Source organism: Streptomyces sp. NPDC054813 (assembly GCF_053611365.1).
The window spans coordinates 233,226-259,993 of record NZ_JBSHAF010000004.1; the positions used below are offsets into that span (position 1 = coordinate 233,226).

Consider the following 26,768-nt stretch of genomic DNA (forward strand, 5'->3'; position numbering starts at 1 on the left):
CGTACGACGCCGGTTACTCCGCCTGCAGGACCAGCAGCGCCAGATCGTCCTCCGGCGGCCCGCCGCCGAACTCGTGCACGAGCCGTCTGATGCGCTCGGCGATCAGCTCGGCGCTCAGGCCCGTGCAGCCCGCGAGCGCCCGTGCGAGCCCGTCGCCGTCGTCGAACTGCCGGGAGCCCGAGCGGCGCTCGGTGACCCCGTCGGTCACGCACAGCAGGCTGTCGCCGGGCCCGAGCTCGATGGTCTCGCTGGTGTACGTCTCGTCCTCCACGACCCCGAGCAGGGTCTGCGGCCGGGCGGCGGTGCGGACCGCGCCGTCGGGGCCGAGGAGCAGCGGCAGCGGATGCCCCGCGGAGGCGAGGGTGCAGCGGATACCGCCCGTTTCCAGGGGGGTGAGTTCGCCGTAGAGGAGGGAGAGGAAACGGGTCTGCGGGCCGTCGCCGGGCGGCAGGGTACGGCCGCCGCCGGCGACCAGGGCGCGGGCGGCGGCGTCGGCGGCCTCGGTGGCGTCGTCGAGGAGGAGCTGGTTGAGCCGGTCGAGGACGTCGGCGACCCGGTACCCCTCCCGGGCGAGCAGCCGCAGCCAGGGCCGGGCCAGGCCGATGACGACGGCGGCCTCGGGGCCCTTGCCCTGGACGTCGCCGACGGCGAAGCACCAGCGGCCGTCGCCGGCCGGGAAGAGGTCGTAGAAGTCACCGCTGGGGCCGCCCTTGTCGCAGGGCTCGTAGACCAGCGCGCTGCGCACGCCCGGGATCTCGGCGACCGCGCCGGGCAGCAGCCCGCGCTGGAGGACGGCGCTGATGGTGGCCTGGCGGGCGTACTGGCGGGCCGCCCCGATGGCGAGGGCGACCCGGCGGCCGAAGTCCTCGACCAGGCCGGTGATCTCGTCGGGGAAACCGGCCGGGCCGGAGCGTCCGATCACGAGCGTGCCGAGCGGACGGCCGCCCGCGATCAGCCGGTAGGAGAGCGCCGACCCGTGGGCGGCCTGCGGGCCGAGCGCCTCGCCGGGCCAGGGATACGGCTCGGGACCGGACCGTAAGCCGTCCTTCGCGCACGGCGGGTCCTTCTCCAGGGCACGGCGCAGTTCCTCGATGCGGTTCTCGCTGCCGTGCCAGACCCGGGCCAGCCGCGGCCCGCCCGCGCCGTTCGCGTCACCCCAGCCGCCGGACCGCACCGTCGACTCGTCCTCCAGCCACACCGCGCACCAGTCGGCCAGCCGGGGCACGATCAGCTGGCCGGCGAGCGCGGCCACCAGGTTCTCGTCGAGCTGTCCGGCGAGCAGGTCGGAGGCCTCGGCGAGGAAGGACAGCGCGCCCCGGTCGAGCCAGTCCCGGTCCCGGTCGGGGCGATGGGGGTCGGGCGCGAGGATCTCGGCCACCTTCAGCTCCGGCTCGTCGGGGAGCGTGCCACCGTGCCCGGTCAGGCGCGCCCACACCGTCTTCGCGCCGACGCGGTAGGTGACCCCCCAGGACTCGGCGAGCGAGGCGACCAGGCGCAGCCCGCGGCCGTACTCCGGGGTCTCGTACGGCGTCTCCCCCGGGTGGTCGCGCGGGGCGCGGGAGGGATGGTGGTCGGTGACCTCGACGACGAACGCCGTCTCCTGCCGCGCCTCCTCCAGCCACCAGTCGACCTCGACGCCGGTGCCGGCGTGCACGACGGCGTTGGTGACGAGTTCGCTGACGACGACCATGGCGTCCTCGGCGACCCGCTGTCCCGGCTCCAGCAGGCCGCAGTCGGTCCACTCGTCGAGGCAGGCGCGTACCAGCGCGCGTGCGGAACCCGGCGCGAGGGGGCTCCCGGGGAGGGTCGCGCGCCCCTGCGCGTACGCGCCCGCGTTCTCGTGCGAGGGCGCCTCGTCGTGCGCAGGCGCCTCACGGACCCGGGAGACGGTCTCCCGTTGCGTGGGTATGGCCCCCATGTCGAGCTCCCCGAGCAGTTCGGACGAATACATCCCGATCGATGCGGACAGAGTGACAGACTGGCTGCGCCCATAAGCACCGAGTTACCAAAGTGGGCCGCCATGAGTGAGAACAGTGCTACGCGTGTGCTCGAAGACGGACAGAAACCGGAACAACTCCGAGCATCCGAACTGCGCCCTCTGCTCGCCGCGATGACCGCCGCCCGCGACGGCGACTTCACGAAAGTGCCGGAGACCGGGGAGGGGATCGTCGGCGAACTCGGCGCGGTCTTCAACCAGATCATGGACCGCAGCGTTCACTTCAACACCGAGGTGCAACGCGTGAAACGCGAGCTGGTGCGCCACGGCCGCCTCGACGAACGAGTGTCGGCCAGCCCCGGCCAGGGCGCCTGGACGTCCCGGGTCAACGACGTCAACCAGGTCCTCGACGCCCTGGTCGCCCCGGCGGCGAACGCCACGCGCGTCCTGGACGCGGTGGCCGGCGGCGATCTGACCCAACGCGTCGATCTGCACGACGGCAGCCGCCAGTTGCGCGGGGATCTGCGCAGACTGGGCCGCGCCGTGAACAAGATGGTCGACCAGCTGTCCCTGTTCACCGGCGAGGTGACCCGGGTCGCGCGCGAGGTGGGCACCGAGGGGCGGCTCGGCGGCCGGGCCAAGGTGCAGCGCCTGTCCGGCAGCTGGCGGGACGTGACCGAGGCCGTCAACACCATGGCGTCCCGGCTGACCGCCCAGGTCCGCGACATCGCCCTGGTGACGACGGCGGTGGCCCGGGGTGACCTGACCCGCACGGTGACCGTCGAGGCGACCGGTGAACTGCTGGAACTGAAGCTCACCGTCAACACCATGGTCGACCAGCTGTCCGCGTTCGCGGACGAGGTGACAAGGGTCGCGCGCGAGGTCGGCACGGAGGGCCAGCTGGGCGGCCGGGCCCAGGTGCGCGGCGTCTCCGGCGTCTGGAAGGACCTCACCGACAACGTCAACTTCATGGCGTCGAACCTGACCTCACAGGTCCGCAACATCGCCCAGGTGACGACAGCCGTCGCCAACGGCGACCTCTCGCAGAAGATCACGGTCGACGCCAAGGGCGAGATCCTTGAACTGAAGTCGACGATCAACACGATGGTCGACCAGCTGTCGGCGTTCGCCGACGAAGTCACCCGCGTCGCCCGCGAAGTCGGCACCGAAGGAAACCTCGGCGGCCGGGCGCAGGTCAGAGGCGTGTCCGGGGTCTGGAAAGACCTCACCGACAACGTCAACTTCATGGCACTGAACCTGACCTCACAGGTCCGCAACATCGCCCAGGTGACGACAGCCGTCGCCAACGGCAACCTCTCCAAGAAAATCACCGTCGACGCACGCGGCGAGATCCTCGAACTGAAGGACACCGTCAACACGATGGTGGAGCAGTTGCGGGCCTTCGCCGACGAGGTGACCCGCGTGGCCCGCGAGGTCGGCACCGACGGCCGGCTGGGCGGCCGCGCCCAGGTGCTCGGCGTCTCCGGCGTCTGGCGGGACCTGACCGACAACGTCAACTACATGGCCGACAACCTCACCTCACAGGTGCGGAACATCGCCCAGGTGGCGACGGCCGTGGCACAGGGCGACCTGTCGAAGAAGATCGACGTGGACGCGCGCGGCGAGATCCTCGAACTGAAGACGACGATCAACACGATGGTCGACACCCTGTCGTCGTTCTCCTCCGAGGTGACCCGCGTGGCCCGCGAGGTGGGCTCCGAAGGGCAACTGGGCGGCCAGGCGCGCGTGGAGGGCGTGTACGGCACCTGGAAACGCCTGACGACCAACGTGAACGAACTCGCCCTCAACCTCACCACCCAGGTCCGCGCGATCGCCGAGGTCGCCTCGGCCGTCGCGCAGGGCGACATGTCCCGGTCGATCACGGTGGAGACGCAGGGCGAGGTCGCCGAGCTGAAGGACAACATCAACCTGATGGTGGCCAACCTGCGCGAGACGACCCGCGCGAAGGACTGGCTGGAGTCCAACCTGGCCCGGCTCGCCGCACTGATGCAGGGCCACCGCGACCTGATGGAGGTCGCCGACCTGATCCTGCGCGAACTGACCCCGCTGGTGAACGCCCAGTACGGCGCGTTCTTCCTGGCCGACCCGGACGAGGACGGCACCGCCGTGCGGACGGCCGTACCGGCGAAGGGCCTGGCGTTCATCGCCGGCTACGGCTCGGCACAGGGCGCGATCGTCGAGACCGGCGGCCTGCCGGTGCACGGCCTGGTCCGCCAGGCGGCCCGCGAGAAGACGCGGATCCTCGTCGAAGAGGCACCGCCGGACTACATCAAAATCAACAGCGGCCTCGGCGAAGCGGCGCCGACGACGATCGTCATCATCCCGATCCTCTTCGAGGACAAACTCCTCGGCGTGATCGAACTGGCCTCCTTCTCCCGCTTCTCGGACGTCCACCTGGCCTTCTTCGACCAGTTCGTCAACACCATCGGCGTGGCCATCAACACGATCATCGCCAACTCCCGCACGGAGTCCCTGCTCGGCGAGTCGCAACGGCTGGCGATGCAGCTCCAGGAACGTTCGGACGAACTTCAGAAACAACAGGCGGAACTACAGCGCTCCAACGCGGAACTGGAGGAAAAAGCCGCCCTCCTGGCGACTTCTTCCCAGTACAAGTCGGAGTTTTTGGCCAACATGTCCCACGAACTGCGCACTCCGCTGAACTCCTTGTTGATTCTGGCCCGACTGCTGTCCGACAACCCGGACGGCCGTCTCTCCGACCAGGAGGTCCAGTTCGCGACGACGATCCACCGCTCGGGCTCCGACCTCCTCCAGCTCATCAACGACATCCTGGACCTGTCGAAGATCGAGGCCGGCCGGATGGACGTACGTCCCAAACGCCTGCCCCTGATAAAACTGCTCGACTACGTCCACGCGACCTTCCGCCCGCTGACCCTGGACCGGGGTCTGGCCCTCGAGGTGGCGGTCGGCGAGGACGTACCGCGCGAGATGTACTCCGACGAACAACGCCTCCAGCAGATCCTGCGCAACCTGCTCTCCAACGCGATCAAGTTCACCGCCAAGGGACGGGTGGAACTGCGGGTCGGCCGGGTGACGGACCCCGACCAGCACTACGTCCGCGGCAGCGACGAGCTGATCGCCTTCGAGGTGACGGACACCGGCATCGGGATCGCCGCCGAGAAACTCCCGGTGATCTTCGAGGCGTTCCAGCAGGCCGACGGCACCACGAACCGCAAGTACGGCGGCACCGGCCTCGGCCTGTCCATCAGCCGCGAGATCGCGGGCCTGCTCGGCGGCCGTATCGTCGCGGCGAGCGAGCAGGGCAAGGGCTCGACGTTCACGCTGTACGTCCCGGTCGTCAGCCCCGGCCACACGGCGGCGGGCCCCACCCCCGAGGACCACGCCCTGCCGGTCCCCGACCCCGCCAGGCCCGGCGCCCCCGAGACCGACGACTCCTGGCCGGCGCCGACCAAGCTGGAGGCCTGGCAGTCCGGCCGCGCCAGCCAGATCCTGCCCGGCCGGTGTGTCCTGATCATCGACGACGACATCCGCAACGTGTTCGCGCTCACCCACGTCCTGGGCCGCGTCGGCATGCCCGTGCTCTACGCGGAGAACGGCCGGGAGGGCATCGAGACCCTCGAACGCAACCAGGACGTCGAACTGGTCCTGATGGACATCATGATGCCGGAGATGGACGGCTACGAGACCATCGCGGCCATCCGCCGCGCTCCTCGCTGGACCGGTCTGCCGATCGTCGCGCTGACGGCGAAGGCGATGCCCGGCGACCGGGAGAAGTCCATCGCGCGCGGCGCCAACGACTACGTACCCAAACCCGTGGACGTCGACCAGCTGCTCACCGTCGTCTGCGCACTCCTGGACCCCGACAGCACGGACGGCGGCGAGACCGCCGACAAGGAACGGACGGGGCGATGATCGCTGACGAGCGGGCCGGCATCCTCCTGGTCGACGACATGGAGGACAACCTGATCGCACTGGAGGCCGTACTGGGATCGCTGAACGAGCCGATAGTGCGCGCGCGTTCCGGTGAGGAGGCGATGAAGGCCCTGCTGCGCCGCCGCTTCGCCGTGGTCCTCCTCGACATCCGCATGCCGGGCATGGACGGCTTCGAGACGGCCGCGAACATCAAACGCCTCGACCAGACCAAGGACGTCCCGATCATCTTCCTGACGGGAGCGGAGGAGGACGCCGGGTACGCCTTCCGCGGTTATGCGACGGGCGCGGCGGACTATCTGACGAAACCCTTCGATCCGTGGGTGCTGCGGGCGAAGGTCAACGTCTTCCTGGAGCTGCACCGGAAGAACCAGCAGTTGCAGTCACTGCTGGCACGCGAACAGGCGGACCTCGGCGAACTGAGCAAGCGATTGGGGGTCCTGGAGGATCGCCTGTCCGAAGAGCCTCTCGACGCAGCAACGCTGAAAGAAGTAGCCAGGGAGCTGCGGCGCCTGTTGAGCAAGGCTCAGCTGTCCCGCTAGAGGGCGCGGGGAACTGCGCGAACAGCCCCCACGCACCCGCACCCGACAACGGACCCGCCGCCTTCTAGGCCTCCCGGCTCCCCGCGTACATCTCGTCGATCAGGTGCTTGTAGCCACGTTCCACAACCGGCCGCTTCACCTTCAGGCTCGGCGTGATCTCCCCGTGCTCCACATCCAGATCCCGGGGCAGCAGCCGGAACTTCTTGATGGTCTGCCACCGCTGCAGCCCCTCGTTGAGCTGCTTGACGTAACCGTCGACCATCTCGACGGTCGCCGGAGCGGCCACCACCTCGGCGTAGGACTTGCCGTCCAGGCCGTTCTCCTTGGCCCACTCCAGGATCGCGACCTCGTCGAGGGCGATCAGGGCCGTGCAGAAGTTCCGGTCGGCGCCGTGCACGAGAATGTTGGAGACGTACGGGCAGACCGCCTTGAACTGTCCCTCGACCTCGGCGGGCGCGATGTACTTGCCGCCGGACGTCTTGATGAGGTCCTTCTTGCGGTCGGTGATCCGCAGATAGCCGTCGGGGGACAGCTCACCGATGTCACCGGTGTGGAACCAGCCGTCGGCCTCCAGGACCTCCGCCGTCTTCTCGGGCAGTCCGTGGTAGCCCTGCATGATGCCGGGGCCGCGGAGCAGGATCTCCCCGTCGTCGGCGATCCGTACCTCGCAGCCGGGCAGCGGCTTGCCGACCGTACCGGTGCGGTAGGCCTCGCCGGGGTTCACGAAGGACGCGGCGGAGGACTCCGTCAGACCGTAGCCCTCGAGAATGTGCACACCGGCGCCGGCGAAGAAGTAGCCGATCTCGGGGGCCAGCGCGGCGGACCCGGAGACACAGGCCCGCAGCCGCCCGCCGAAGGCCTCCCGCAGCTTGGAGTAGACGAGCCCGTCGGCGACCTTGTGCTTGGCCGTGAGCCCGAAGGGGGCGGTGGCGGAGCCGGTGCGGCGGAAGTTGTCCTGGGTGGCCTTGGCGTACTCGCGGGCTACTTCTGCCGCCCACTGGAAGATCTTGTACTTGGCCGCGCCACCGGCACGGGCCTTCGCGGCGACACCGTTGTAGACCTTCTCGAAGATGCGCGGTACGGCGGCCATGTACGTGGGCTGCACGACCGGCAGGTTCTCGATGATCTTGTCGACGCGGCCGTCGACGGCGGTGACATGGCCGACCTCGATCTGCCCGGAGGTGAGCACCTTGCCGAAGACATGGGCGAGCGGCAGCCAGAGGTACTGCACGTCGTCGGCGCTGACCAGCCCGGTCGCCGCGATCGCCTTCGCCATGTACGACCAGTTGTCCTGCGGCAGCCGTACGCCCTTGGGGCGGCCCGTGGTGCCGGAGGTGTAGATGAGCGTGGCGAGCTGGTCCTTGGTGATCGCGCCGACCCGCTCCTTGATCAGCTCGGGGTGCTTCTCCAGGAACTTGGCACCGCGCTCCTCCAGCTCGGCGAGGGTGAGAACCCAGTCGCCCGTCTCCACACCGGCCGGGTCGATGACGACGACCTGGGTGAGTTCGGGCAGCTCGGCACGCTTCTCGACGGCCTTGGCGACCTGCGCCGCGTCCTCCGCGATCAGCACCCGGCTCCCGGAGTCGGAGAGGATGAACGCCGACTCCTCCGCATTGGTCTGCGGATAGACGGTCGTGGTGGCCGCTCCGGCGCACAGGATGCCGAGGTCGGCGAGGATCCACTCGACGCGGGTGGAGGCGGCGAGGGCGACCCGCTGCTCGGGCTGGATGCCGAGTTCGATGAGACCGGCGGCGATCGCGTAGACGCGCTCGGCCGCCTGCCCCCAGCTCAGGGACTTCCAGTCGTCCGGTCCCTGACCGGAGGCGGCGGGCACCGGGTACCGGTAGGCCTCGGCGTCCGGTGTGGCCGCCACGCGCTCCAGGAAGAGGGCCGCCACGGACGGCGGACGGTTCTCGATCAGTGTCTGCGTGTCGCTCACGACATCCTCCGGGGGCCCGCGACGGTGCGGCTGGCTCAGTGCGGCTGGGTTTACTCACGGTGCGGTTCGCACTACTTGTTTAACTCGCGAGTAACTATCGAGCAGGGATCAGAGTAAGCCGCGACCGGCCTGTACGTAAGGGGCATCGGCCTGTCTGTTTCCCCGCATGTTCCACACAGAGCGACCCTACGCACGCGTAGGGGTCCGCCGCACTTTCGTACGGCGGACCCCCGTTGCACCCGTTTTGCGGCCGTCGCCGATTATTACCGGCGGTTACTTCTTGCTCTTGGCCGATCCCGCGCTGTCATCACTACTGAGGACCGCGATGAAGGCCTCCTGCGGAACCTCCACGGAACCCACCATCTTCATCCGCTTCTTGCCTTCCTTCTGCTTCTCCAGCAGCTTGCGCTTACGGGAGATGTCACCGCCGTAGCACTTGGCGAGGACGTCCTTGCGGATGGCGCGGATGGTCTCACGGGCGATCACCCGGGAGCCGATGGCGGCCTGGATGGGTACCTCGAAGGCCTGCCGGGGGATGAGCTCGCGCAGCTTGGCGACGAGCCGTACCCCGTACGCGTACGCCGCGTCCTTGTGCGTGATCGCCGAGAAGGCGTCCACCTTGTCGCCGTGCAGCAGGATGTCGACCTTGACCAGGCTGGACGTCTGCTCGCCGGTGGGCTCGTAGTCCAGCGACGCGTAACCACGCGTCTTCGACTTCAGCTGGTCGAAGAAATCGAAGACGATCTCCGCGAGCGGCAGCGTGTACCGGATCTCGACGCGGTCCTCGGACAGGTAGTCCATGCCGAGCAGGGTGCCGCGCCGGGTCTGGCACAGCTCCATGATCGAGCCGATGAACTCGCTGGGCGCCAGGATGGTGGCGCGTACGACCGGCTCGTACACCTCGCCGATCTTCCCCTCGGGGAACTCGCTCGGGTTGGTGACCGTGTGCTCGCTGCCGTCCTCCATGACGACGCGGTAGACCACGTTCGGGGCGGTCGCGATCAGGTCGAGCCCGAACTCGCGCTCCAGCCGCTCCCGGATCACGTCCAGGTGCAGCAGGCCGAGGAAGCCGACGCGGAAGCCGAAGCCGAGGGCGGCGGAGGTCTCCGGCTCGTAGACGAGCGCGGCATCGTTGAGCTGCAGCTTGTCGAGGGCCTCGCGCAGCTCGGGGTAGTCGGAGCCGTCCAGCGGATACAGACCGGAGAAGACCATCGGCTTCGGGTCCTTGTAGCCGCCGAGCGCGTCCGTGGCGCCCTTGTGCTGGCTGGTGACGGTGTCACCGACCTTGGACTGCCGGACGTCCTTCACACCGGTGATCAGATAGCCCACCTCGCCGACGCCGAGGCCGTCGGCGCCCAGCATCTCGGGCGAGTTCGTACCGATCTCCAGCAGCTCGTGGGTGGCGCCGGTCGACATCATCCTGATGCGCTCGCGCTTGTTGAGCTGGCCGTCGATGACACGGACGTAGGTGACGACACCGCGGTAGGAGTCGTAGACCGAGTCGAAGATCATCGCGCGGGCGGGCGCGTCGGCGACGCCGACCGGCGCCGGGACGTCCTTGACGACCTTGTTCAGCAGGGCGTCGACGCCGACACCGGTCTTGGCGGAGACCCGCAGCACGTCGTCCGGCTCGCAGCCGACCAGGTTCGCCAGTTCCTCGGCGAACTTCTCCGGCTGGGCGGCCGGCAGGTCGATCTTGTTGAGCACGGGGATGATCGCGAGGTCGTTCTCCATCGCCAGATAGAGGTTGGCGAGGGTCTGCGCCTCGATGCCCTGGGCGGCGTCGACGAGGAGGACGGTCCCCTCGCAGGCCGCCAGCGACCGCGAGACCTCGTAGGTGAAGTCGACGTGCCCCGGGGTGTCGATCATGTTGAGGATGTGCGTGCTGCCCTGGTCGGGGCCCTCCGTGGGGGCCCAGGGCAGACGCACCGCCTGGGACTTGATCGTGATGCCGCGCTCGCGCTCGATGTCCATCCGGTCGAGGTACTGAGCACGCATCTGCCGCTGCTCGACGACACCGGTCAGCTGGAGCATCCGGTCGGCGAGTGTGGACTTGCCGTGGTCGATGTGCGCGATGATGCAGAAATTGCGGATCAGCGCCGGGTCGGTACGGCTCGGCTCGGGCACATTGTTAGGGGTCGCGGGCACGCAGGGTCCTGTCTCTTGAGGCGCCTTATGCCTCGGGTCGGATCGATACGTAGCCTCCATGGTCCCATGGCCGGGGACCGGGGACCGGTTTGGGCGGTTCCCCGCCCCGCTGCTAGTCTGGGCAGCTGTGTCTCATGCCCTCTCAGCGCGAGGCACGTCTTCGAGAAATCATCGGTACGGGATCTGCACGGTCCCGCACCAGAACCTGAAAAGGCTCTTTCGTGGCGAACATCAAGTCCCAGATCAAGCGGATCAAGACCAACGAGAAGGCTCGGCTGCGCAACAAGGCCGTCAAGTCCTCCCTGAAGACCGCGATCCGCAAGGCCCGTGAGGCCGCTGCCGCGGGTGACGTCGAGAAGGCCACCGAGTACCAGCGCGCTGCCGCGCGTCAGCTCGACAAGGCCGTCTCCAAGGGCGTCATCCACAAGAACCAGGCCGCCAACAAGAAGTCGGCGCTCGCTTCCAAGGTCGCGTCCATCCAGGGCTGACACTTGATACGCCGGAAGGACCCGGGCGGGCCCTCTCTCATCCGCCCCCGACCGGCCCCCAGAGCCTGTTCGCGGCCTGCGTTCGCCACGCGGGAACGGGCTCGAAAAGCTTGAAACCGATGCCCCGGCACTTCGCCCTTCCCCAGGGCGGACGCCGGGGCTTTCGGCATTTCCGGGCGAACCCCTCCCCCTGCGGTACGCCCGGCCGGTTACCCCCGGCCTCGCGACCGCGCCGCCCGCGCGATGGTCACCACGGCCTTCTCCAGGGCGTACTCGGGATCGTCCCCGCCGCCCTTGACCCCCGCGTCGGCCTCGGCGACGGCCCGCAGCGCCACCGCCACCCCGTCGGGCGTCCAGCCCCGCATCTGCTGCCGTACCCGGTCGATCTTCCACGGCGGCATCCCGAGCTCCCGGGCGAGATCGGCGGGCCGCCCGCCCCGCGCGCCCGACAGCTTCCCGATCGCCCGCACCCCCTGCGCGAGCGCACTCGTGATCAGCACCGGGGCGACACCGGTCGACAGCGACCAGCGCAACGCCTCCAGCGCCTCCGCCGTACGTCCTTCCACGGCCCGGTCGGCGACGGTGAAGCTCGACGCCTCGGCCCGCCCGGTGTAGTACCGCCCGACGACGGCCTCGTCGATGGTGCCCTCGACGTCGGCGGCGAGCTGGGTCACGGCGGAAGCCAGCTCGCGCAGATCGCTGCCGATGGCGTCGACGAGCGCCTGGCAGGCCTCGGGGGTGGCGGAGCGGCCCAGCGCCCGGAACTCGCTCCGCGTGAACGCGAGCCGGTCCGCCGGCTTGGTCATCTTCGGGCAGGCGACCTCCCGCGCCCCCGCCTTGCGCGCCGCGTCCAGCAGCCCCTTGCCCTTGGCGCCGCCCGCGTGCAGCAGCACCAGCGTGATCTCCTCGGCGGGCGCCCCGAGGTACGCCTTCACGTCCTTGACCGTGTCGGCGGACAGATCCTGCGCGTTGCGTACGACGACGACCTTGCGCTCCGCGAAGAGCGACGGGCTGGTCAGTTCGGCGAGCGTGCCGGGCTGCAACTGGTCCGGGGTCAGATCCCGTACGTCCGTGTCGGCGTCGGTGGCCCGGGCGGCGGCCACCACCTGCTGCACGGCGCGGTCGAGCAGCAGCTCCTCCTGCCCCACGGCAAGCGTCAGCGGGGCGAGCGGATCGTCATCAGCAGTCTTCTTTGCCATCACGCCAAGCATCCCACGGCCCACTGACAACGCGGCCGCGCCGCCTGCCGACGCCAGGCGAGGGCCGTTGCGCCGCCGGCCGGCAGGGGTGGACTCGGTGGCTCCGCGCACCCGCTACGGCTCCTCCCGCCATCCCTCCCACTCGCCCGCGAACTCGTCCAGCTCCGCCGGGTCCAGCCGTCCCTCCGCGTCCCGCAGCAGCACCAGCCACTGTGCGTCCTCGGCGTCGTCCTCCCCCGCCAGCGCGTCCCGCACCAGCCGCGGCTCCTCACCGATCCCGAAGCGCTCCCCGAGCGCCTCGGCGGCTTCCTCCGCCGCGTCCCGGTCCGGTAGCACCAGCACATGTCTCACATCGCTCACGGCACCATTCTCGGGTACCGCCACCGGCCGCAACGAGCCGGAGCGGGCAGGAGGGACCGGCTCAGCCCTTGGGCACGATCTGCACGTCGAGGTCGACGCGGATGCTCGGCCCGACGACCGCGATCCCGCGCGCCAGCATCGTCTGCCAGCTCACGGTGAAGTCGTCCCGGTGCAGTTCGGTCGTGGCCCGGCAGGCCGCCCGCGCCTCGCCCTCCATACCGTTGCCGAGCCCGAGGTAGTCCGTGTCGAGGGTGACCGTCCGGGTCACGCCGTGCAGGGACGGTGCCCCGGTGACGGCCCACCTGGTGCCGCCCCGGTGCGCGAACCGGTCGCCGTAGAACTCCAGCGTCGGAAACCGCAGCACGTCCAGGAAGTCCGCCGACCGCAGATGGTCGTCCTGCATCCGCACGCCGGTGTCGATGGTCGCGGCGTCGATCACGACGTGCAGGGCGGACCGCTCCATCGGTTCGGCGATCCGTACCGCGCCCGCGAACGAGTTGAACCGCCCGTGGACCCGGGCCAGTCCGATGTGCCGGGCGGTGAACGCGATCGAGGAATGCGTCGGCTCGATCTCCCAGTCCCCGGGCGCCGGCAGCTCCGGCGGCTGGGCGACCTGGAGGGTCACGTCACCGAGCGAGGCAAGGCAGTTCTCGCCGACCCTCGCGGTGGCCCGGTACGGCGTGAACCCCTCGGCGGACACCGCGAGCCGGTACTCCCCGGCCGGCACAGTCGTCATGAACGACCCGTAGGGATCCGCGCCCCCGCTGACCACCGTGCGCCCCATGGTGTCGCTGACCGCGAACTCGGCGTTCGTCACGGGCTCGTTGACCGGGTCGAGCACCCGGCAGCTCAGCACCCCGGCGTCGGGCGGAGTCCGCACCGCCGCGAGGGGACTCGTCCGCTGCACCCGGTTCGTTCGGTTTCCCCTCAAGCCGCCGAACATCCACGCCACCCCTGTACGCCTCGCCACCGTTCGTTACCGAAGAAACATTCGATCACTGATGCGGCTTTCGGGGCAACACGGGCCCACATCGCGGGAATCCAGCAGATATGCCGGAACTACCCATGAGTAGCATGTTACGCGCCGGTACTGACGCATTCTCCAGCGACGCCCGACTTAGCCACTCCGGTTGATGTTCCGTGGAGTTCGCACAACGGGCACACGGTCCAGCTCGATCCCGAACCGCTCCCGGTAGACCCCCAGCACCTCCTCGTCGCGCTCCAACTCCCGTACCTCACGCGCCCCGTCCGCCGCCGTCACCGTCAGCGTCCGCCCGCCGAGCGTGATCCGACCGCCGTCCTCGGTGACCCGGGAACACACCAGCGACTGCGTGAAATGGGACGACGGCGAGGTGCTGTGCCACCACGCCCCGGCCGCGAAGTCCCCGAGCACCCGCGGCCGGACCTCCAGCCGGTACTGCGGCTTCCCGTCCCGCAGCACGTCCAGGTCCCCGGCCACCGCACCCGGTCCTCCCCCGACCCCCGCCGCGTCCGGCCCGGCCCCGGCGATCCGGAACGTCCCGCCCGGATCCGCCTGCTCACCCCGCTCCGCGAACGCCAGCGGGTAGTGACTGTGCGACCCGAACCCGACGTCGGCCAGCCACTCGCCCCCGTCCACCGTCCCGACGCGCAGCGCGAGATGGTCGTACGGGATCCCGAGCCGCCCCTCATCCCCGTACACCCGCCCCGCCAGCAACGTCACCCGGAAACCGAGCGCGGTCAGCAACGCCGAGAACGCGCCGTTGAGTTCGTAGCAGAACCCGCCCCGGCCCGCGCCCACCATCTTGTCCACCAGCCGCTCCTCCGCCAGCACGATCTCCTCGCCGAGGTGGAGCGACAGGTTCTCGAAGGGCACGGCCCGCAGATGCCTCAGATGCAGATCCCGCAGGGCCTCGGCGGTGGGCCGGGCCGGGCGGGCGGCCCCGAGCCGTTGAAGGTAGGCGTCGGTCTGCGTGCTGTTCACCGCGTTCATGCCCTCAGTCTCGCGCCACCGCCAGCTCCCCCGCCTCCCGTCCCGTACGGCCGCCGGTCACGGCGAGCGCCCCGTCCCGGTCGGTCCGCAGCACCACCGCCCCCACGGCCCTCAGCCGCGCCACCGTGTCGGGCGCCGGATGCCCGTACGGGTTGTCCGCCCCGCACGAGATGAGCGCCACCCGGGGTGCCACCAACCGCAGCAACTGCGGATCCTGATACGCGGACCCGTGATGGGCCACTTTCAGAACGTCCACCCGGCCCAGTCCGGCGGCCGCCGGTGATCTCAGCAGCTCCTGCTGGGCCGGGGGTTCGAGGTCTCCGAGCAGCAGCATCCGCAGTCCGGCCGAACGGACCAGCAGGGCGACACTGGCGTCGTTCGGGCCGTCGGGTTCCGGTGCCGGATCCGGGGGCGGCCACAGCACCCGCCAGTCCAGCCCGCCGGTGGTGCGCCGCTCCCCGGCGACCGCGCGCGTGAGGGGGATCCGGCGCTCGGCCGCCTCCCTGCGTACGAACTCGGCCTGTTCCGCCGGTTCCTCGAACCCGGTCGTCTCGATCTGCGCCACCGTCCGCCCGCGCAGCACCCCGGGCAGCCCGCCGACATGGTCGGCGTGGAAGTGGGTCAGGATGACCAGCGGGACGCGGGTGATGCCGAGTTCCCGCAGGCAGCGGTCGACCAGTGCCGGATCGGGCCCGGCGTCGACCACCACGCCCGTGCCGGCGCCCGCCGCGAGCACCGTCGCGTCGCCCTGCCCGACGTCGCACATCGCGAGCCGCCAGCCGGGCGGCGGCCAGCCCGTGATCACCCGGGTCAGCGGCGCCGGCCGCACCACCAGCAACACGAGCAGCACCCCGAGCGCCCCGCACCACCACGGGTGCCGCAGCAACCGCCGCCCCAGCGGTACGACGACCACCGTGACCCCGGCCAGCAGCAGCGCCCCCGCCCAGCTCCCTGGCCAGTCCACGCCCGCGCCCGGCAACGCGGCCCCGGCCCGGGCGATCCCCGCGATCCACCTGGCCGGCCAGCCCGCGCACCACGCCAGCGCCTTGGCCAAGGGCATCGCCACCGGGGCCGCCGCGAGCGCCGCGAACCCCAGCACCGTGGCCGGCGCGACCGCGATCTCGGCCAGCAGATTGCACGGCACCGCCACCAGACTCACCCGCGCCGACAGCACCACGACCACCGGCGCGCACACCGCCTGCGCGGCGGCAGCCGCGCCCAGGCCCTCGGCCAGCCGCTCCGGCACCCCGCGGCGCCGCAACGCCTCGCTCCAGCCGGGCGCCAGCACCAGCAGCGCCCCGGTGGCCAGCACCGACAGCAGGAAGCCGTAACTGCGTGCCAGCCACGGGTCGTACAGCACCAGCAGCAGAACCGCCGTCGCCAGTGCCGGGATCAGGGACCTGCGGCGGCCGGTCGCCAGGGCGAGCAGGGCGACGGCTCCGCAGGCCGCGGCCCGCAGCACGCTGGGGTCCGGTCGGCACACGACGACGAATCCGAGGGTGAGTGCTGACGCGAACAGCGCCGTCGATCGCAGCGACAGCCCAAGGCGCGGGGCGAGGCCGCGCCGCTCGACCTGCTGGGCCAGTCCCGGCGGTCCGATGAGCAGGGCGAGCAGGATGGTGAGGTTGCTGCCCGACACCGCGAGGGTGTGCGCGAGATCGGTCTGCTCGAAGGCCTCGTCCAGTTCGGGGGTGATCCGCGAGGTGTCCCCGACGACCAGCCCGGGCAGCAGCGCCCGCGCGTCTTCGGGCAGCCCCTCGGTCGCCTCCCGCAGCCCGGCCCGCAACCGCCCGGCCAGCCGCTGCGGCCCGCTGGGCTCACCCACCACCACCGGCGCCGGACGCTCCCGCACCCGCAGCATCGCCGCGGTCCGGTCCCCGCCGGCCGTCGCCGGTGCCAGCCGCCCGCTCACCCGCAGCCGCGTGGAGGGCAGCAGCCCGAGCCACTCCGCGCGGCCACCGCCACCCGGCGCCCGCACCCCCGGGTCGACGGCGATCAGCACCGGTGACCTCGTCGTCACCGCCGTCCCCTCGCCGCTCTCCACCCGCCGTACCTCGCCCCGCACCAGCACGGCGACCGGAGTGGCATGGTCACCCCGCACGCGCGGCCTGCTGACCCACGGATCGCCCGTGAGCTCCACCTCCGCGGTCACGGTCGCGTAGGCGCGGGCCAGCCCGGGCACCGGCCCCCGGCGCACATCCGCCCCGTGCAGCCCCGCGGAGGCGGCGGCCCCGGCGACACAGAGGAGCAGAGCACCGACGGAGGCGTTCCGCCAAGTCGGCCGGGGGGACGGGGAGTTGCGGGTCACTGTGCCGGGCCGGAGATCCGGAGGGTTGCGAGGCACCGTCCCAGCCCCGAGGCCCGGGGGGTTACGAGTCACCGCCCCAGGCCCGGGATCTGGAGAGTTGCCGGTCACCGTCCCAGACCCGGGATCCGGAGAGTTGCGAGTCGCCGTGCCGCGCCGGCGGCTCGCCCGGCTCCGCCACAGCAGGATCAGTCCGGCGACCAGGCAGGCGCCGGCGGTCCCGGCCGTCCACCCCGCCGGCGTGTCCAGGGTCAGCGCCGCCGTCGCCCAGGCGGCCAGCGCGGGCGGCACCAGCCGCAGGTCGGCCACGGTGTCCTGACGGGGGTGCGCGGTCCCGAGCCGCTTGCCCGAGCCGGCGTGCACGGCCCGGCGTACGGTCACGGATCCCGGCGGCGCTCCGTCGCTCGCGCGGCTCATGGCCGGACCAGATCCCGCAGGTCGGAGAAGCGGCGGTCGCCGATGCCCTTGACCTGGCGGAGTTCGTCGACCGAGCGGAAACCGACGTGCTCGGTCCGGTAGTCGACGATGTGCTGGGCCAGCACCGGGCCGACCCCGGGCAGGGCGTCGAGCTGCTCCACGGTCGCCGTGTTCAGCGAGACCGGGGCGGCCGGGGCCGTTCCCGTCGCGGCGCCGCCTGCCACCTGGCCCGGGGCGGCCGGCGGGGCGGGGCCCCCGACGACGATCTGTTCGCCGTCCACCAGGAAACGGGCGCGGTTGAGTCCGCCGGTGTCGGTACCGGGCCGCACCCCGCCCGCCGCCTTCAGCGCATCGGTCACCCGGGAGCCGGCCGGCAGGGAGTGGACCCCCGGCTCACGCACCTTCCCGGTGACGTCCACGACGACCTCACCGCCGGGCCCCGCCGGCCCGGTGGGCGCCCCGGCGGTACCGGTGCCCGCGGCCGGAACCTTCTCCTCACTCTTCTCGTACGACGCCTCGGCGCGCACCACCTCCGGTGCGCTCACCGACTCGGTCCGGCCCGTCCAGAAGTGCTGCACGGCCAGGGCCGCGGCCACCACGAGGACCACCCCGAGGGCGACGGCGCCCCGGCGTTCCAGCCCGCAGCGGGTCTGCAGCCACACCGGCATCCGCTCCCGCACGGCGAGCCCGACCCGGGCCCGCAGTTTGGGGAGCGCCGGTTCGCGCAGGGCCGTGCCCTCGTCGGCGAGCGCACGGGCCGAGGACATCACGGCCGCCGCCGTGGACAGTACGGCCGCGGCGGTGCGCACCCCGGACGCGGCGGTGCGCAGCCCGGAGGTGGCCGCGGTCAGCCCGGCCGCCGTACCGGGACCGGTCACCGTTCCCGCGTGCGGGGGTCCGTGTCCCGGCTCCGGCCTGGTGACTCCCCGTTCGCCGAAGAGGAGCTCCGCCCGGCGGCGCAGTTCTTCCGCCGGGGCCGGGCGGTGCCGGGTGCGGACCCGGACCGGGGACCGGCGGTGCCGGGTCCGGCCGTCGGAGGTGGGACCCCGGCCCGGGCCACTGGTCGCATGTGTCTCGTGTGAGCGTGATCGAAGTGCCATGCGACGAGGATGGGGCTTCCCGCCGATCCACGATGATCTTGCTCAAGTTCCGTGGAACACGGCCCGGTTGTGGATAACTTCGCCACCCACACGAGTGAAAGCGGCGAGGCCGCCGCCCTCTGATCCACAGGTCACCGAAGTGAGACGACCGCCCCGAGCAGCCCGGGTCCGGTGTGCGCACCGATCACCGCACCGACCTCGCTCACATGCAGCTCGGCCAGCCCCGGCACCCGCGCACGCAGCCGGTCGGCGAGGGCCGAGGCCCGGTCGGGGGCGGCGAGATGATGGACAGCGATGTCCACCTCGGCGCCGCCCGCACGCTCGGCGGCGAGTTCCTCGAGGCGGGCGATGGCCCGGGACGCCGTCCGTACCTTCTCCAGGAGTTCGATCCGGCCGCCGTCCAGCTGGAGCAGGGGCTTGACGGCGAGTGCGGAACCCAGCAACGCCTGGGCCGTGCCGATGCGGCCGCCGCGGCGCAGATAGTCGAGGGTGTCGACGTAGAAGTACGCCGAGGTGCCGGCGGCGCGTTTCTCCGCCGCGGTGACAGCCTCGTCGGCGGTGCCGCCCGCCTCGGCGGCCTCGGCCGCCGCGAGCGCGCAGAAACCCAGCGCCATCGCGACCATGCCGGTGTCCACCACCCGCACCGGAACGGGTGCTTCGCGAGCCGCGACGACCGCCGCGTCGTAGGTACCCGACAGTTCGGCGGACAGGTGGAGCGAGACGATGCCGGTGGCACCGGCCTCGGCGACCTTGCGGTACGTTTCCGCGAACACCTCGGGGCTGGGCCGGGACGTGGTGACCGAGCGCCGCTTCTGCAGAGCCTGGGCCAGGGAACGGGTCGAGATCTCGGTGCCCTCTTCGAGCGCCCGGTCCCCGAGGACCACGGTCAGGGGAACCGCGGTGATGCCGTGGCGCTCCATCGTCCGCGGCGGCAGGTAGGCCGTTGAATCGGTGACGATCGCGACATGGCGGGACATGAGCTGGAGGTTACCTGGCGTAGCCCAGGGGCGGCAGCCCGCCCCCGCCCGCCTCGACCAGGACCGGCCGTGTCAAGTGGTGCTCTCCGGCCGGGGCTTCTTCTGCCAGGGGTAGGCCTGACGCCGCCCGGGCGGAGTGATCGCGGGCTGTGCCGGCTCCTCGTCCGGGGCGGTCCGGGGTGCCTCGGGCCAGGTCTGGCGGTCGCCCTGGCCGGCGGGGGCCTCGGGCCACGGCGCGGTTTCGGGTGCGGGAGCGGGACGGGTCCAGTGTCGCAGGGCGTCCGCCTCGACGCCGATCTGGGTGCTCAAGGTGTCCAGGTCGTCGTCGGCGAACCGGTGGGCCCGGTCACGCACCGCCCATCGCAACGCGTCCGCGGACTCGGTGACGCGAGTGGTGCGCCGGCGCAGCTCGGGCAGCCGGGCGGTGAGCGTGGCCCGGTCCGGCTCGGACTCCAGGCGCCTGAGCTCGCCGTCCAGTTCTTGCCCGTGCACACTGAGCCGCTGGAAGAGGCCGAGGGACTCCTTCAGCGACTCGTCCTCGGCGACGCCGGCGTGCAGCGCGTCCTGGGTGGCCCGCATAGAGGTGCGCAGGGTGAGCCGCAGCTGGGCGATCTCGGCCGCCGGGCCGATCTGGACCATGGACTTGGCGCGCAGCGTGTGGTCCTCGACCGTACGCCGGGCCTGCGTGATCGTACGGTCCACACCGCGCTTGGCGGCGCCGACCGCCTTGAACGTGACGTATGCCCCGCCCGCGACGAAAAGCAGGAAGAGCACGGCGAATACGGCGATCACTGTTTCCACGGTGCTCCTCCTCCGCTCCCGGTCAGCCGACCGCTTCCGAGCACGGCAGGGGCGGCCGCCCTCTTCAACGGTAAACGCAAAGGGCAGGCCCGGAGTTCCAGAAAAACCCCGAACCTGCCCGTAGGGGACCGCCCGGAGGCGGCCTGCGGCCGTTACGCCGTGACGATGTTCACCAGCTTCGGCGCGCGGACGATCACCTTGCGGATCCCCGCGCCGTCCAGCGCCGCGACGACCTTCTCGTCGGCCAGCGCCACCTTCTCCAGCTCCTCCTCGGAGATGTCCGGCGACACCTCCAGGCGGGCCTTGACCTTGCCCTTGATCTGCACGACGCAGGTCACGGTCTCGTCCACGACGTACGCCGGGTCGGCGACCGGGAAGTCCCGGTGCACGACCGAGTCGGTGTGACCGAGCTTGCGCCACAGCTCCTCGGCGATGTGCGGGGCCAGCGGCGCGATCATCAGCACCAGCGGCTCGGCGACCGTCCGCGGCACCGCGCCGCCCGCCTTGGTCAGGTGGTTGTTCAGCTCGGTGACCTTGGCGATGGCGGTGTTGAAGCGCAGGCCCTCCAGGTCCTGTCGGACGCCGTCGATCGCCTTGTGCAGGGCACGCAGCGTGTCCTCGTCGGCAACGGCGTCGGTGACGGTGACCTCACCGGTCGCCTCGTCGACGATGACGCGCCACAGCCGCTGCAGCAGCCGGAACTGGCCGACCACCGCGCGCGTGTCCCACGGCCGGGAGACGTCCAGCGGGCCCATCGCCATCTCGTACAGGCGCAGCGTGTCGGCGCCGTACTCGGCGCAGATCTCGTCCGGAGTCACCGCGTTCTTCAGGGACTTGCCCATCTTGCCCAGCAGCCGGGTGACCTTCTCGCCCTGGTAGTAGTAGGCGCCGTCCTGCTCCTCGACCTCTGCGGCGGGCACCGGGAAGCCGCGGCCGTCGCGGTAGACGTAGGCCTGGATCATGCCCTGGTTGAACAGCTTGTGGAACGGCTCGGCGGACGAGACGTGCCCCAGGTCGTACAGGACCTTCGACCAGAAACGGGCGTACAGCAGGTGCAGCACCGCGTGCTCGGCGCCGCCGACGTACAGGTCGACACCGCCGTGCGGCAAGCCCTGGCGCGGGCCCATCCAGTACCGCTCGATCTCCGGGTCGACCAGCTGCTGGTCGTTGTGCGGGTCCAGGTAGCGCAGCTCGTACCAGCAGGAACCGGCCCAGTTGGGCATGGTGTTGGTCTCACGGCGGTACTTCTTCGGCCCGTCACCCAGGTCCAGGGTGACGTTGACCCATTCCTCGTTGCGCGACAGCGGCGTCTCGGGCTGGGTGTCCGCGTCCCCCGGGTCGAAGGTGCGCGGCGAGTAGTCCTCCACCTCCGGCAGTTCCAGGGGCAGCATCGACTCGGGCAGCGCGTGCGCGACGCCGTCCTCGTCGTAGACGATCGGGAAGGGCTCGCCCCAGTAGCGCTGGCGGCTGAACAGCCAGTCACGCAGCCGGAAGTTGACGGTGCCCTCGCCGATGCCCTTGCGGGCCAGCCACTCGGTGATGCGGGCCTTGGCCTCGGCGACCGGCAGGCCGTCCAGCTTGATGTCGTCGTTGGAGGAGTTGATGATCTTCGCGTCGTACGAGCCGAAGGCGTCCTCCCACGTCGAGGTGTCGGTGCCGCGGCCATCGGTCGGCTCGACGATGCAGACGATCGGCAGCTCGAAGGCGCGCGCGAACTCGAAGTCGCGCTGGTCGCCGGCCGGGACGGCCATGATCGCGCCGGTGCCGTAGCCCATCAGCACGTAGTCGGCGACGAACACCGGGGCCTTGTCGCCGTTGACCGGGTTGGTCGCGTACGCGCCCGTGAAGACGCCGGTCTTGTCCTTGGCCTCCGCCTGCCGCTCCACGTCGGACTTGGCGCCGGCCTGCGCGCGGTACGCGGCAACGGCCTCGGCGGGCGTCGCGTGGCCGCCGGTCCACACGTCGTGGGTGCCCTCGGGCCAGGCGGCCGGAACGAACTCGTCGACCAGCGGGTGCTCGGGGGCCAGCACCATGTAGGTCGCGCCGAACAGGGTGTCGGGACGCGTGGTGAAGACGGTGATCTTCTCGCCGTCGATCGGGAAGTCGACGCGGGCGCCCTCGCTACGGCCGATCCAGTTGCGCTGCTGCAGCTTGATGGCCTCGGGCCAGTCCAGCTCGTTCAGGTCGTCCAGCAGCCGGTCGGCATAGGCGGTGATGCGCATGTTCCACTGGCGCAGCTTGGCCTTGAAGACCGGGAAGTTGCCGCGCTCGGAACGGCCGTCGGCGGTGACCTCCTCGTTGGCCAGCACGGTGCCCAGCCCGGGGCACCAGTTGACCGGCGCGTCGGAGGCGTAGGCCAGCCGGAACTCGCCCAGGACGTCGCCTCGCTCGACTGCGGTCAGCTCGTTCCACGCGCGCGTGTGGCCCGGTACGGCTCGCTCACCGGACTCGAACTGGGCGATCAGCTCGGAGATCGGGCGGGCCTTGTTCGCCTCGTCGTCGTACCAGGAGTTGAAGATCTGCAGGAAGATCCACTGGGTCCACTTGTAGTAGTCCGGGTCGATCGTGGCGAACGACCGGCGCTTGTCGTGGCCCAGGCCCAGCCGGCGCAGCTGGGCCTTCATGTTCTCGATGTTGGACTCGGTGGACACGCGCGGGTGCGTGCCGGTCTGTACGGCGTACTGCTCGGCGGGCAGGCCGAAGGCGTCGAAGCCCAGCGTGTGCAGGACGTTGTGGCCGTTCATCCGCTGGAAGCGGGCGAAGACGTCGGTGGCGATGTAGCCCAGGGGGTGGCCGACGTGCAGTCCCGCCCCGGACGGGTACGGGAACATGTCCATGATGAACTTCTTGGGCCTGGCGACCAGCTCGGGGTCGCCGGCCAGGTCACCCTTGGGATTGGGGGCCGCGTAGGTGCCGTCGGCGTCCCAGAAGTCCTGCCAGCGTGCCTCGATCTCGGCCGCCAGAGCGGCCGTGTAGCGGTGCGGCGCGGCCTCCGCCGACGTGGCGGCGGCAGCGGGGTTCGTCTCGCTCATGATCCTCAAAGCTCCATCGATCGTCTCTGCCTGCGGCTGTGACTTTCTAGAAACGAAAAATCCCCTCGCACAGGAGGGGACGCCGCGCCGATGCCGACCGGCCGTTTGGTCCGGCGGTCGGGACTGATCAGCGCGGCCCGCTAAGCAGAAGGCGTACGGCACGCATGGCGTCAGGGTACCGCAGCACTTGAGCAAGCCGCGACGCGCTTACGTATCAATGGTCGACACGTACGTCTAAGGCGACAAACGGGACGAGAGTTGAACCAGGTTCAAAACTTACTTCGCGTAACAACCGCTAAGGGACATCGCAAGACCCGCATTGCCCTTTGATAACAACGCAATAACTCAAACCTCGTACTGATCGGTATGGCGCCACTTAGGCTGCGGCACCGGGACCGCTTTCCCGAACTGCTCGGAGTTGCCCCCATGAACCCTCGTCGTAGTAACAGCTCGCTCCCCAAGCCAGGCCGCTCGGCCTGGGGGGTGGCGTCCGCTGTCGTTCTGTTGCTCATACCCGTGGTCGTGCTGACCGGAGGCAGCCAGTTCCAATCGTTCCTGAACTTCGGCGCGGGCGTGCTCTCGCTCGTCTCGCTGAGCTGCTCGGTGATCTGGGGTCTGGTCGCACAGGACCGCATCTTCCTCAACACCCGCCAGCGGATCGTCGGCCAGGCGGTGCACCGGACGACCGCGGTCGCCTCGATCGCGTTCCTGCTGGTGCACATCGTCACGAAGATCGCCCTGGATCACACCGTGGTGATCGCCGCGATCATCCCGTTCTCGCTCGGCGTCACCGGAAGCGCCGGCCTGATCGGGCTCGGTTCGCTGGCCGGACTGTTGATGATCTTCGTAGGTGTCACCGGTGCCCTGCGCAGCAATTTCGCCGCCCCGGCCGTGGTGGCGGCCCGCTGGCGGGCCATGCACATGCTGGCCTACCCGGCCTGGTGCGCCGCGCTGATCCACGGCCTGTTCGCGGGCCGCGCGGCGAAGCCCTTCTTCATGATCTCGTACGAGCTGTGCCTGGTCGGCGTGATGGGCGCGCTGGCGCTGCGCGCCGCCCCGCGCCCGTTCAAGCGCAAGGTCGCCGACCGTCTCGTCTCCATCCTGGGCAGCTCGGAGCGCCCTGACCTGGACGAGCTGGACGCCAGCCGTGCCCGGGTCGGAGAGTCCGGCCTGCCGGGCTACGACGGCGGACGTGAACGCGAACGCGAGCCGAGGCCCTCGCGGGCCGACACCGGGGCCCCGCAGCCCAACCCGCTGTTCCCGACCGGCATGCCCACCCCCGAGCCTGCCTCCGGCTTCGCGGCCGCCTACCGGGCCACCTCCATGCCCGGGCAGCCCCAGTCGCCGTTCGCGGCCGGTCAGACCGCACGCATGGAGCGGCTGGACCTCCAGGCCACCGAGGCCATCCCGCGCATGGACGGTCCCGGCAGCACCTCGGGCAGCTGGCCGGTCCCGTCCCCGCCGCCGGTCGGCGAGGCGCCCCCGTCGGCGTACGACCCGCTCCAGGACACCGGATACAACATCCCGGTCTATGGCAATCCGGGCGTCGGCGGACCGGGAGGACGTGATGTGTACGACACGGGTGAGACGAACCCCGGCTACGGCACGTACAACTCGAACGACACGTACAACAGCGGTCCCGCCAACGAACCAGCGCCCGGCGCGTCCTTCGACGCACCGGGTTCGGGCGAACCTTGGAACACGCCTTCCGGAGGCTATAGGTGAACGAGGCCCTGCCCGACGTCCCAGAAGTCCGCGTGGTCGGCCTTCCGCAGCTCACGTCGGGCTTCGACCTTGTCGAAAGACTCGATCTGCCCATGCACCTCAAGGTGCACGGGCCGCTTGAACCCTTGGGCGGGGAGCAGCTCGCGCAGCTCTCCGAACGCATCAACCTGAAGGGCCGCGGCGGCGCGGGCTTCCCCTTCCACAAGAAGCTGCGCTCGGTCGCCGAAGCGGCGATCAAGCGCGGTGTCCGGCCGGTGGTCGTCGTCAACGGCAGCGAGGACGAGCCGGCCTGCCGCAAGGACACGGTGCTGATCAACCGTGCCCCGCATCTGATCCTGGACGGCGCGCTGCTGTGCGCCGAGGCGCTGGGTGCCCGCACGCTCGTGGTGGGGGTCACCCGGGAATCCACGCAGCGCTCCATGGAGCAGGCGCTGGCCGAACGCGGTCTGAGCACCGGCCGCCGTTCGGCCCTGAAGGCGTTCGTCCAGCGCAACCCGGTCCGGATGGTCACCGGCGCGGCCGCGTCGCTGGTCCGCTCGATCGACGGCGGCCCGGCGGTCCCGCCCGGCCGCAAGACCAGCGCCTCCCAGAACGGTGTCGGCGGCGCGCCCACGCTGCTGTCGAACGCGGAGACGTTCGCGCAGCTGGCGATCGCCGCCCGTATCGGCCCGGAGCGTTACGGCAACACCGGCCTGTATGACGAGCCGGGCACCGTCATGCTGACGGTCTCCGGCGCGGTCGCCCGCCCCATGGTGATCGAGGTGCCCACGGGTGTGCCGCTGCGCTACGTCCTGCAGCTGGCCGGCGCCCCTCCGGTGCCGCAGGGTGTGCTGACCGGCGGCTACCACGGCAAGTGGATCGACGCCGCGACGGTCAACGAGGCGATTGTCTCCCGCAACTCCCTGGACGCGGTGGGCGGAGCACTGGGCGCCGGCGCGATCCTGCCGATCACGCAGGACACCTGCCCGCTGGGCGAGTCGCTGCGGGTCGCCCAGTGGCTGGCGGAGGAGAGCGCGGGACAGTGCGGTCCCTGCTACCTCGGTCTGCCGGCGGCAGCGCGCGGCATGGAGGACATCCTCAACGGCGGCGGACCGGCCGCCCTGGAGGCGCTCAAACAGGTTGCCAAGAACGTGAAGCGGCGCGGCGCGTGCTCGCACCCGGACGGCTCCGCGATGTTCTTGGAGTCGACGATCAAGGCGTTCACCGACGACCTGGCCGCGCACGTCCTCGGAAACGGCTGCGGACGGCCCGTGGAAGGCGTTCTGCCGCTCTTCGAGGACGGCAAGATGCCGACCGGTATCCCGGGCGGCGGAGAGCCCGAGGAGACCAGCGGCAGCCGCCAGAAGATCTACGTCGACTGGACGCTGTGCCGGGGCCACGGCCTGTGCGCGGACATCCTCCCGGAGGTCTTCGAGCTGGGCGCGGACGGTTTCCCGACGGTGGCGCAGGCGAAGGTGCCGCGGTTCGCGGAGGCCAAGGCGCTGCGCGCGGTGCGCCGCTGCCCGGCGCTCGCCCTGCGCCTGGAGGAGGACACGCGCTCCCAGGCGCCGGCCAAGAACCTGCCGGTCCTCTCGCAGGGCCGCGGCCGCCGCGCCCTCGGCCGCTGATCGCACCAGCACCAGCACCAGCACCACATGTAAGGCGGGCCACCCGGTCGGGTGGCCCGCCTTACATGTGGCACACGTTTCCCTGCGCCCGTTTCCGCTGTTTCCGAATGTTTCCTGAAAACGCCGAAGGCGGACCGCCCATCCGGACAGTCCGCCTTCGACTTCTGTGGAGCTAAGGAGAATTGAACTCCTGACCTCCTGCATGCCATGCAGGCGCTCTACCAACTGAGCTATAGCCCCGCGTTTCGCTCCGCCCGGCTTCCCTGGCGGCGACGCCAACATTACACGGT

At 70.8% G+C, this 26,768-nt stretch carries 17 protein-coding genes and 1 tRNA gene; 5 read left to right on the forward strand and 13 right to left on the reverse strand.

Annotated elements, in window-relative coordinates:
• Nucleotides 1–13 precede the first annotated feature (13 nt).
• Nucleotides 14–1,918 (reverse strand): SpoIIE family protein phosphatase, encoded by a 1,905-nt coding sequence (locus tag ACWGJB_RS09575; protein WP_453379641.1) that lies wholly within the window; start codon nucleotides 1,916–1,918, stop codon nucleotides 14–16.
• Between the two features lie 102 nt (nucleotides 1,919–2,020).
• Here ACWGJB_RS09575 and ACWGJB_RS09580 point away from each other — a divergent pair, with 102 nt between their 5' ends.
• Both ACWGJB_RS09580 and ACWGJB_RS09585 read left to right on the forward strand, forming a co-directional pair.
• Nucleotides 2,021–5,848, forward strand: coding sequence for a HAMP domain-containing protein (locus tag ACWGJB_RS09580; protein ID WP_453379642.1), 3,828 nt, complete (start codon nucleotides 2,021–2,023; stop codon nucleotides 5,846–5,848).
• Entirely contained in the window at nucleotides 5,845–6,408 is a 564-nt protein-coding gene (locus ACWGJB_RS09585) for a response regulator (RefSeq protein ID WP_453379643.1), read from the forward strand. Before ACWGJB_RS09580 ends, ACWGJB_RS09585 begins: the two co-directional genes overlap by 4 nt.
• Nucleotides 6,409–6,472: 64 nt before the next feature.
• Here the strand turns inward: ACWGJB_RS09585 and ACWGJB_RS09590 are convergent, their stop codons facing one another.
• Nucleotides 6,473–8,347 (reverse strand): AMP-dependent synthetase/ligase, encoded by a 1,875-nt coding sequence (locus ACWGJB_RS09590; protein WP_453379644.1) that lies wholly within the window; start codon nucleotides 8,345–8,347, stop codon nucleotides 6,473–6,475.
• A 273-nt stretch (nucleotides 8,348–8,620) separates the two neighbouring features.
• Nucleotides 8,621–10,495 carry a translation elongation factor 4 gene (gene lepA / locus ACWGJB_RS09595; RefSeq protein ID WP_453379645.1) on the reverse strand — a complete coding sequence of 625 codons (1,875 nt, stop codon included), beginning with the start codon at nucleotides 10,493–10,495 and terminating at the stop codon, nucleotides 8,621–8,623.
• Nucleotides 10,496–10,716: 221 nt separating this feature from the next.
• Between lepA and rpsT the strand changes: the two genes are divergently transcribed.
• Complete coding sequence (gene rpsT / locus ACWGJB_RS09600) at nucleotides 10,717–10,983, forward strand: 30S ribosomal protein S20 (RefSeq protein WP_390691950.1); 267 nt, start codon at nucleotides 10,717–10,719, stop codon at nucleotides 10,981–10,983.
• Between the two features lie 209 nt (nucleotides 10,984–11,192).
• Here rpsT and holA read toward each other — a convergent pair whose 3' ends face one another.
• The 9 genes from holA to leuS form a co-directional block, all read right to left on the reverse strand.
• Nucleotides 11,193–12,182 (reverse strand): DNA polymerase III subunit delta, encoded by a 990-nt coding sequence (gene holA, locus ACWGJB_RS09605; RefSeq protein ID WP_453379646.1) that lies wholly within the window; start codon nucleotides 12,180–12,182, stop codon nucleotides 11,193–11,195.
• Between the two features lie 114 nt (nucleotides 12,183–12,296).
• On the reverse strand, nucleotides 12,297–12,542 hold the full coding sequence (locus tag ACWGJB_RS09610; RefSeq protein ID WP_365796147.1) for a hypothetical protein: 246 nt from the start codon (nucleotides 12,540–12,542) through the stop codon (nucleotides 12,297–12,299).
• A gap of 61 nt (nucleotides 12,543–12,603) precedes the next feature.
• Nucleotides 12,604–13,485, reverse strand: coding sequence for a YceI family protein (locus ACWGJB_RS09615; protein WP_453379647.1), 882 nt, complete (start codon nucleotides 13,483–13,485; stop codon nucleotides 12,604–12,606).
• Between the two features lie 174 nt (nucleotides 13,486–13,659).
• Nucleotides 13,660–14,514, reverse strand: a complete 855-nt coding sequence (locus ACWGJB_RS09620; protein WP_453379648.1) for an arylamine N-acetyltransferase family protein — start codon at nucleotides 14,512–14,514, stop codon at nucleotides 13,660–13,662.
• A gap of 4 nt (nucleotides 14,515–14,518) precedes the next feature.
• Nucleotides 14,519–17,236 carry a ComEC/Rec2 family competence protein gene (locus tag ACWGJB_RS09625; RefSeq protein ID WP_453379649.1) on the reverse strand — a complete coding sequence of 906 codons (2,718 nt, stop codon included), beginning with the start codon at nucleotides 17,234–17,236 and terminating at the stop codon, nucleotides 14,519–14,521.
• The gene (locus ACWGJB_RS09630; protein ID WP_453379650.1) at nucleotides 17,233–18,336 is read right to left on the reverse strand and encodes a helix-hairpin-helix domain-containing protein; all 1,104 of its coding nucleotides are present in this window, start codon (nucleotides 18,334–18,336) and stop codon (nucleotides 17,233–17,235) included. Before ACWGJB_RS09630 ends, ACWGJB_RS09625 begins: the two co-directional genes overlap by 4 nt.
• A gap of 131 nt (nucleotides 18,337–18,467) precedes the next feature.
• Nucleotides 18,468–19,313 (reverse strand): DegV family protein, encoded by an 846-nt coding sequence (locus tag ACWGJB_RS09635; protein WP_453379651.1) that lies wholly within the window; start codon nucleotides 19,311–19,313, stop codon nucleotides 18,468–18,470.
• A 72-nt stretch (nucleotides 19,314–19,385) separates the two neighbouring features.
• The gene (locus tag ACWGJB_RS09640; protein ID WP_453379652.1) at nucleotides 19,386–20,114 is read right to left on the reverse strand and encodes a hypothetical protein; all 729 of its coding nucleotides are present in this window, start codon (nucleotides 20,112–20,114) and stop codon (nucleotides 19,386–19,388) included.
• A gap of 152 nt (nucleotides 20,115–20,266) precedes the next feature.
• Nucleotides 20,267–23,146: a leucine--tRNA ligase gene (gene leuS, locus ACWGJB_RS09645; RefSeq protein ID WP_453379653.1), complete on the reverse strand. Its 2,880-nt coding sequence runs from the start codon at nucleotides 23,144–23,146 to the stop codon at nucleotides 20,267–20,269.
• Nucleotides 23,147–23,572: 426 nt separating this feature from the next.
• Here leuS and ACWGJB_RS09650 point away from each other — a divergent pair, with 426 nt between their 5' ends.
• The gene (locus ACWGJB_RS09650; RefSeq protein WP_453379654.1) at nucleotides 23,573–24,871 is read left to right on the forward strand and encodes a cytochrome b/b6 domain-containing protein; all 1,299 of its coding nucleotides are present in this window, start codon (nucleotides 23,573–23,575) and stop codon (nucleotides 24,869–24,871) included.
• Nucleotides 24,868–26,478 carry an NADH-ubiquinone oxidoreductase-F iron-sulfur binding region domain-containing protein gene (locus tag ACWGJB_RS09655; RefSeq protein ID WP_453379655.1) on the forward strand — a complete coding sequence of 537 codons (1,611 nt, stop codon included), beginning with the start codon at nucleotides 24,868–24,870 and terminating at the stop codon, nucleotides 26,476–26,478. Before ACWGJB_RS09650 ends, ACWGJB_RS09655 begins: the two co-directional genes overlap by 4 nt.
• 167 nt (nucleotides 26,479–26,645) lie before the next feature.
• Here the strand turns inward: ACWGJB_RS09655 and ACWGJB_RS09660 are convergent.
• Nucleotides 26,646–26,718, reverse strand: a tRNA-Ala gene (locus ACWGJB_RS09660).
• Nucleotides 26,719–26,768: the final 50 nt, after the last annotated feature.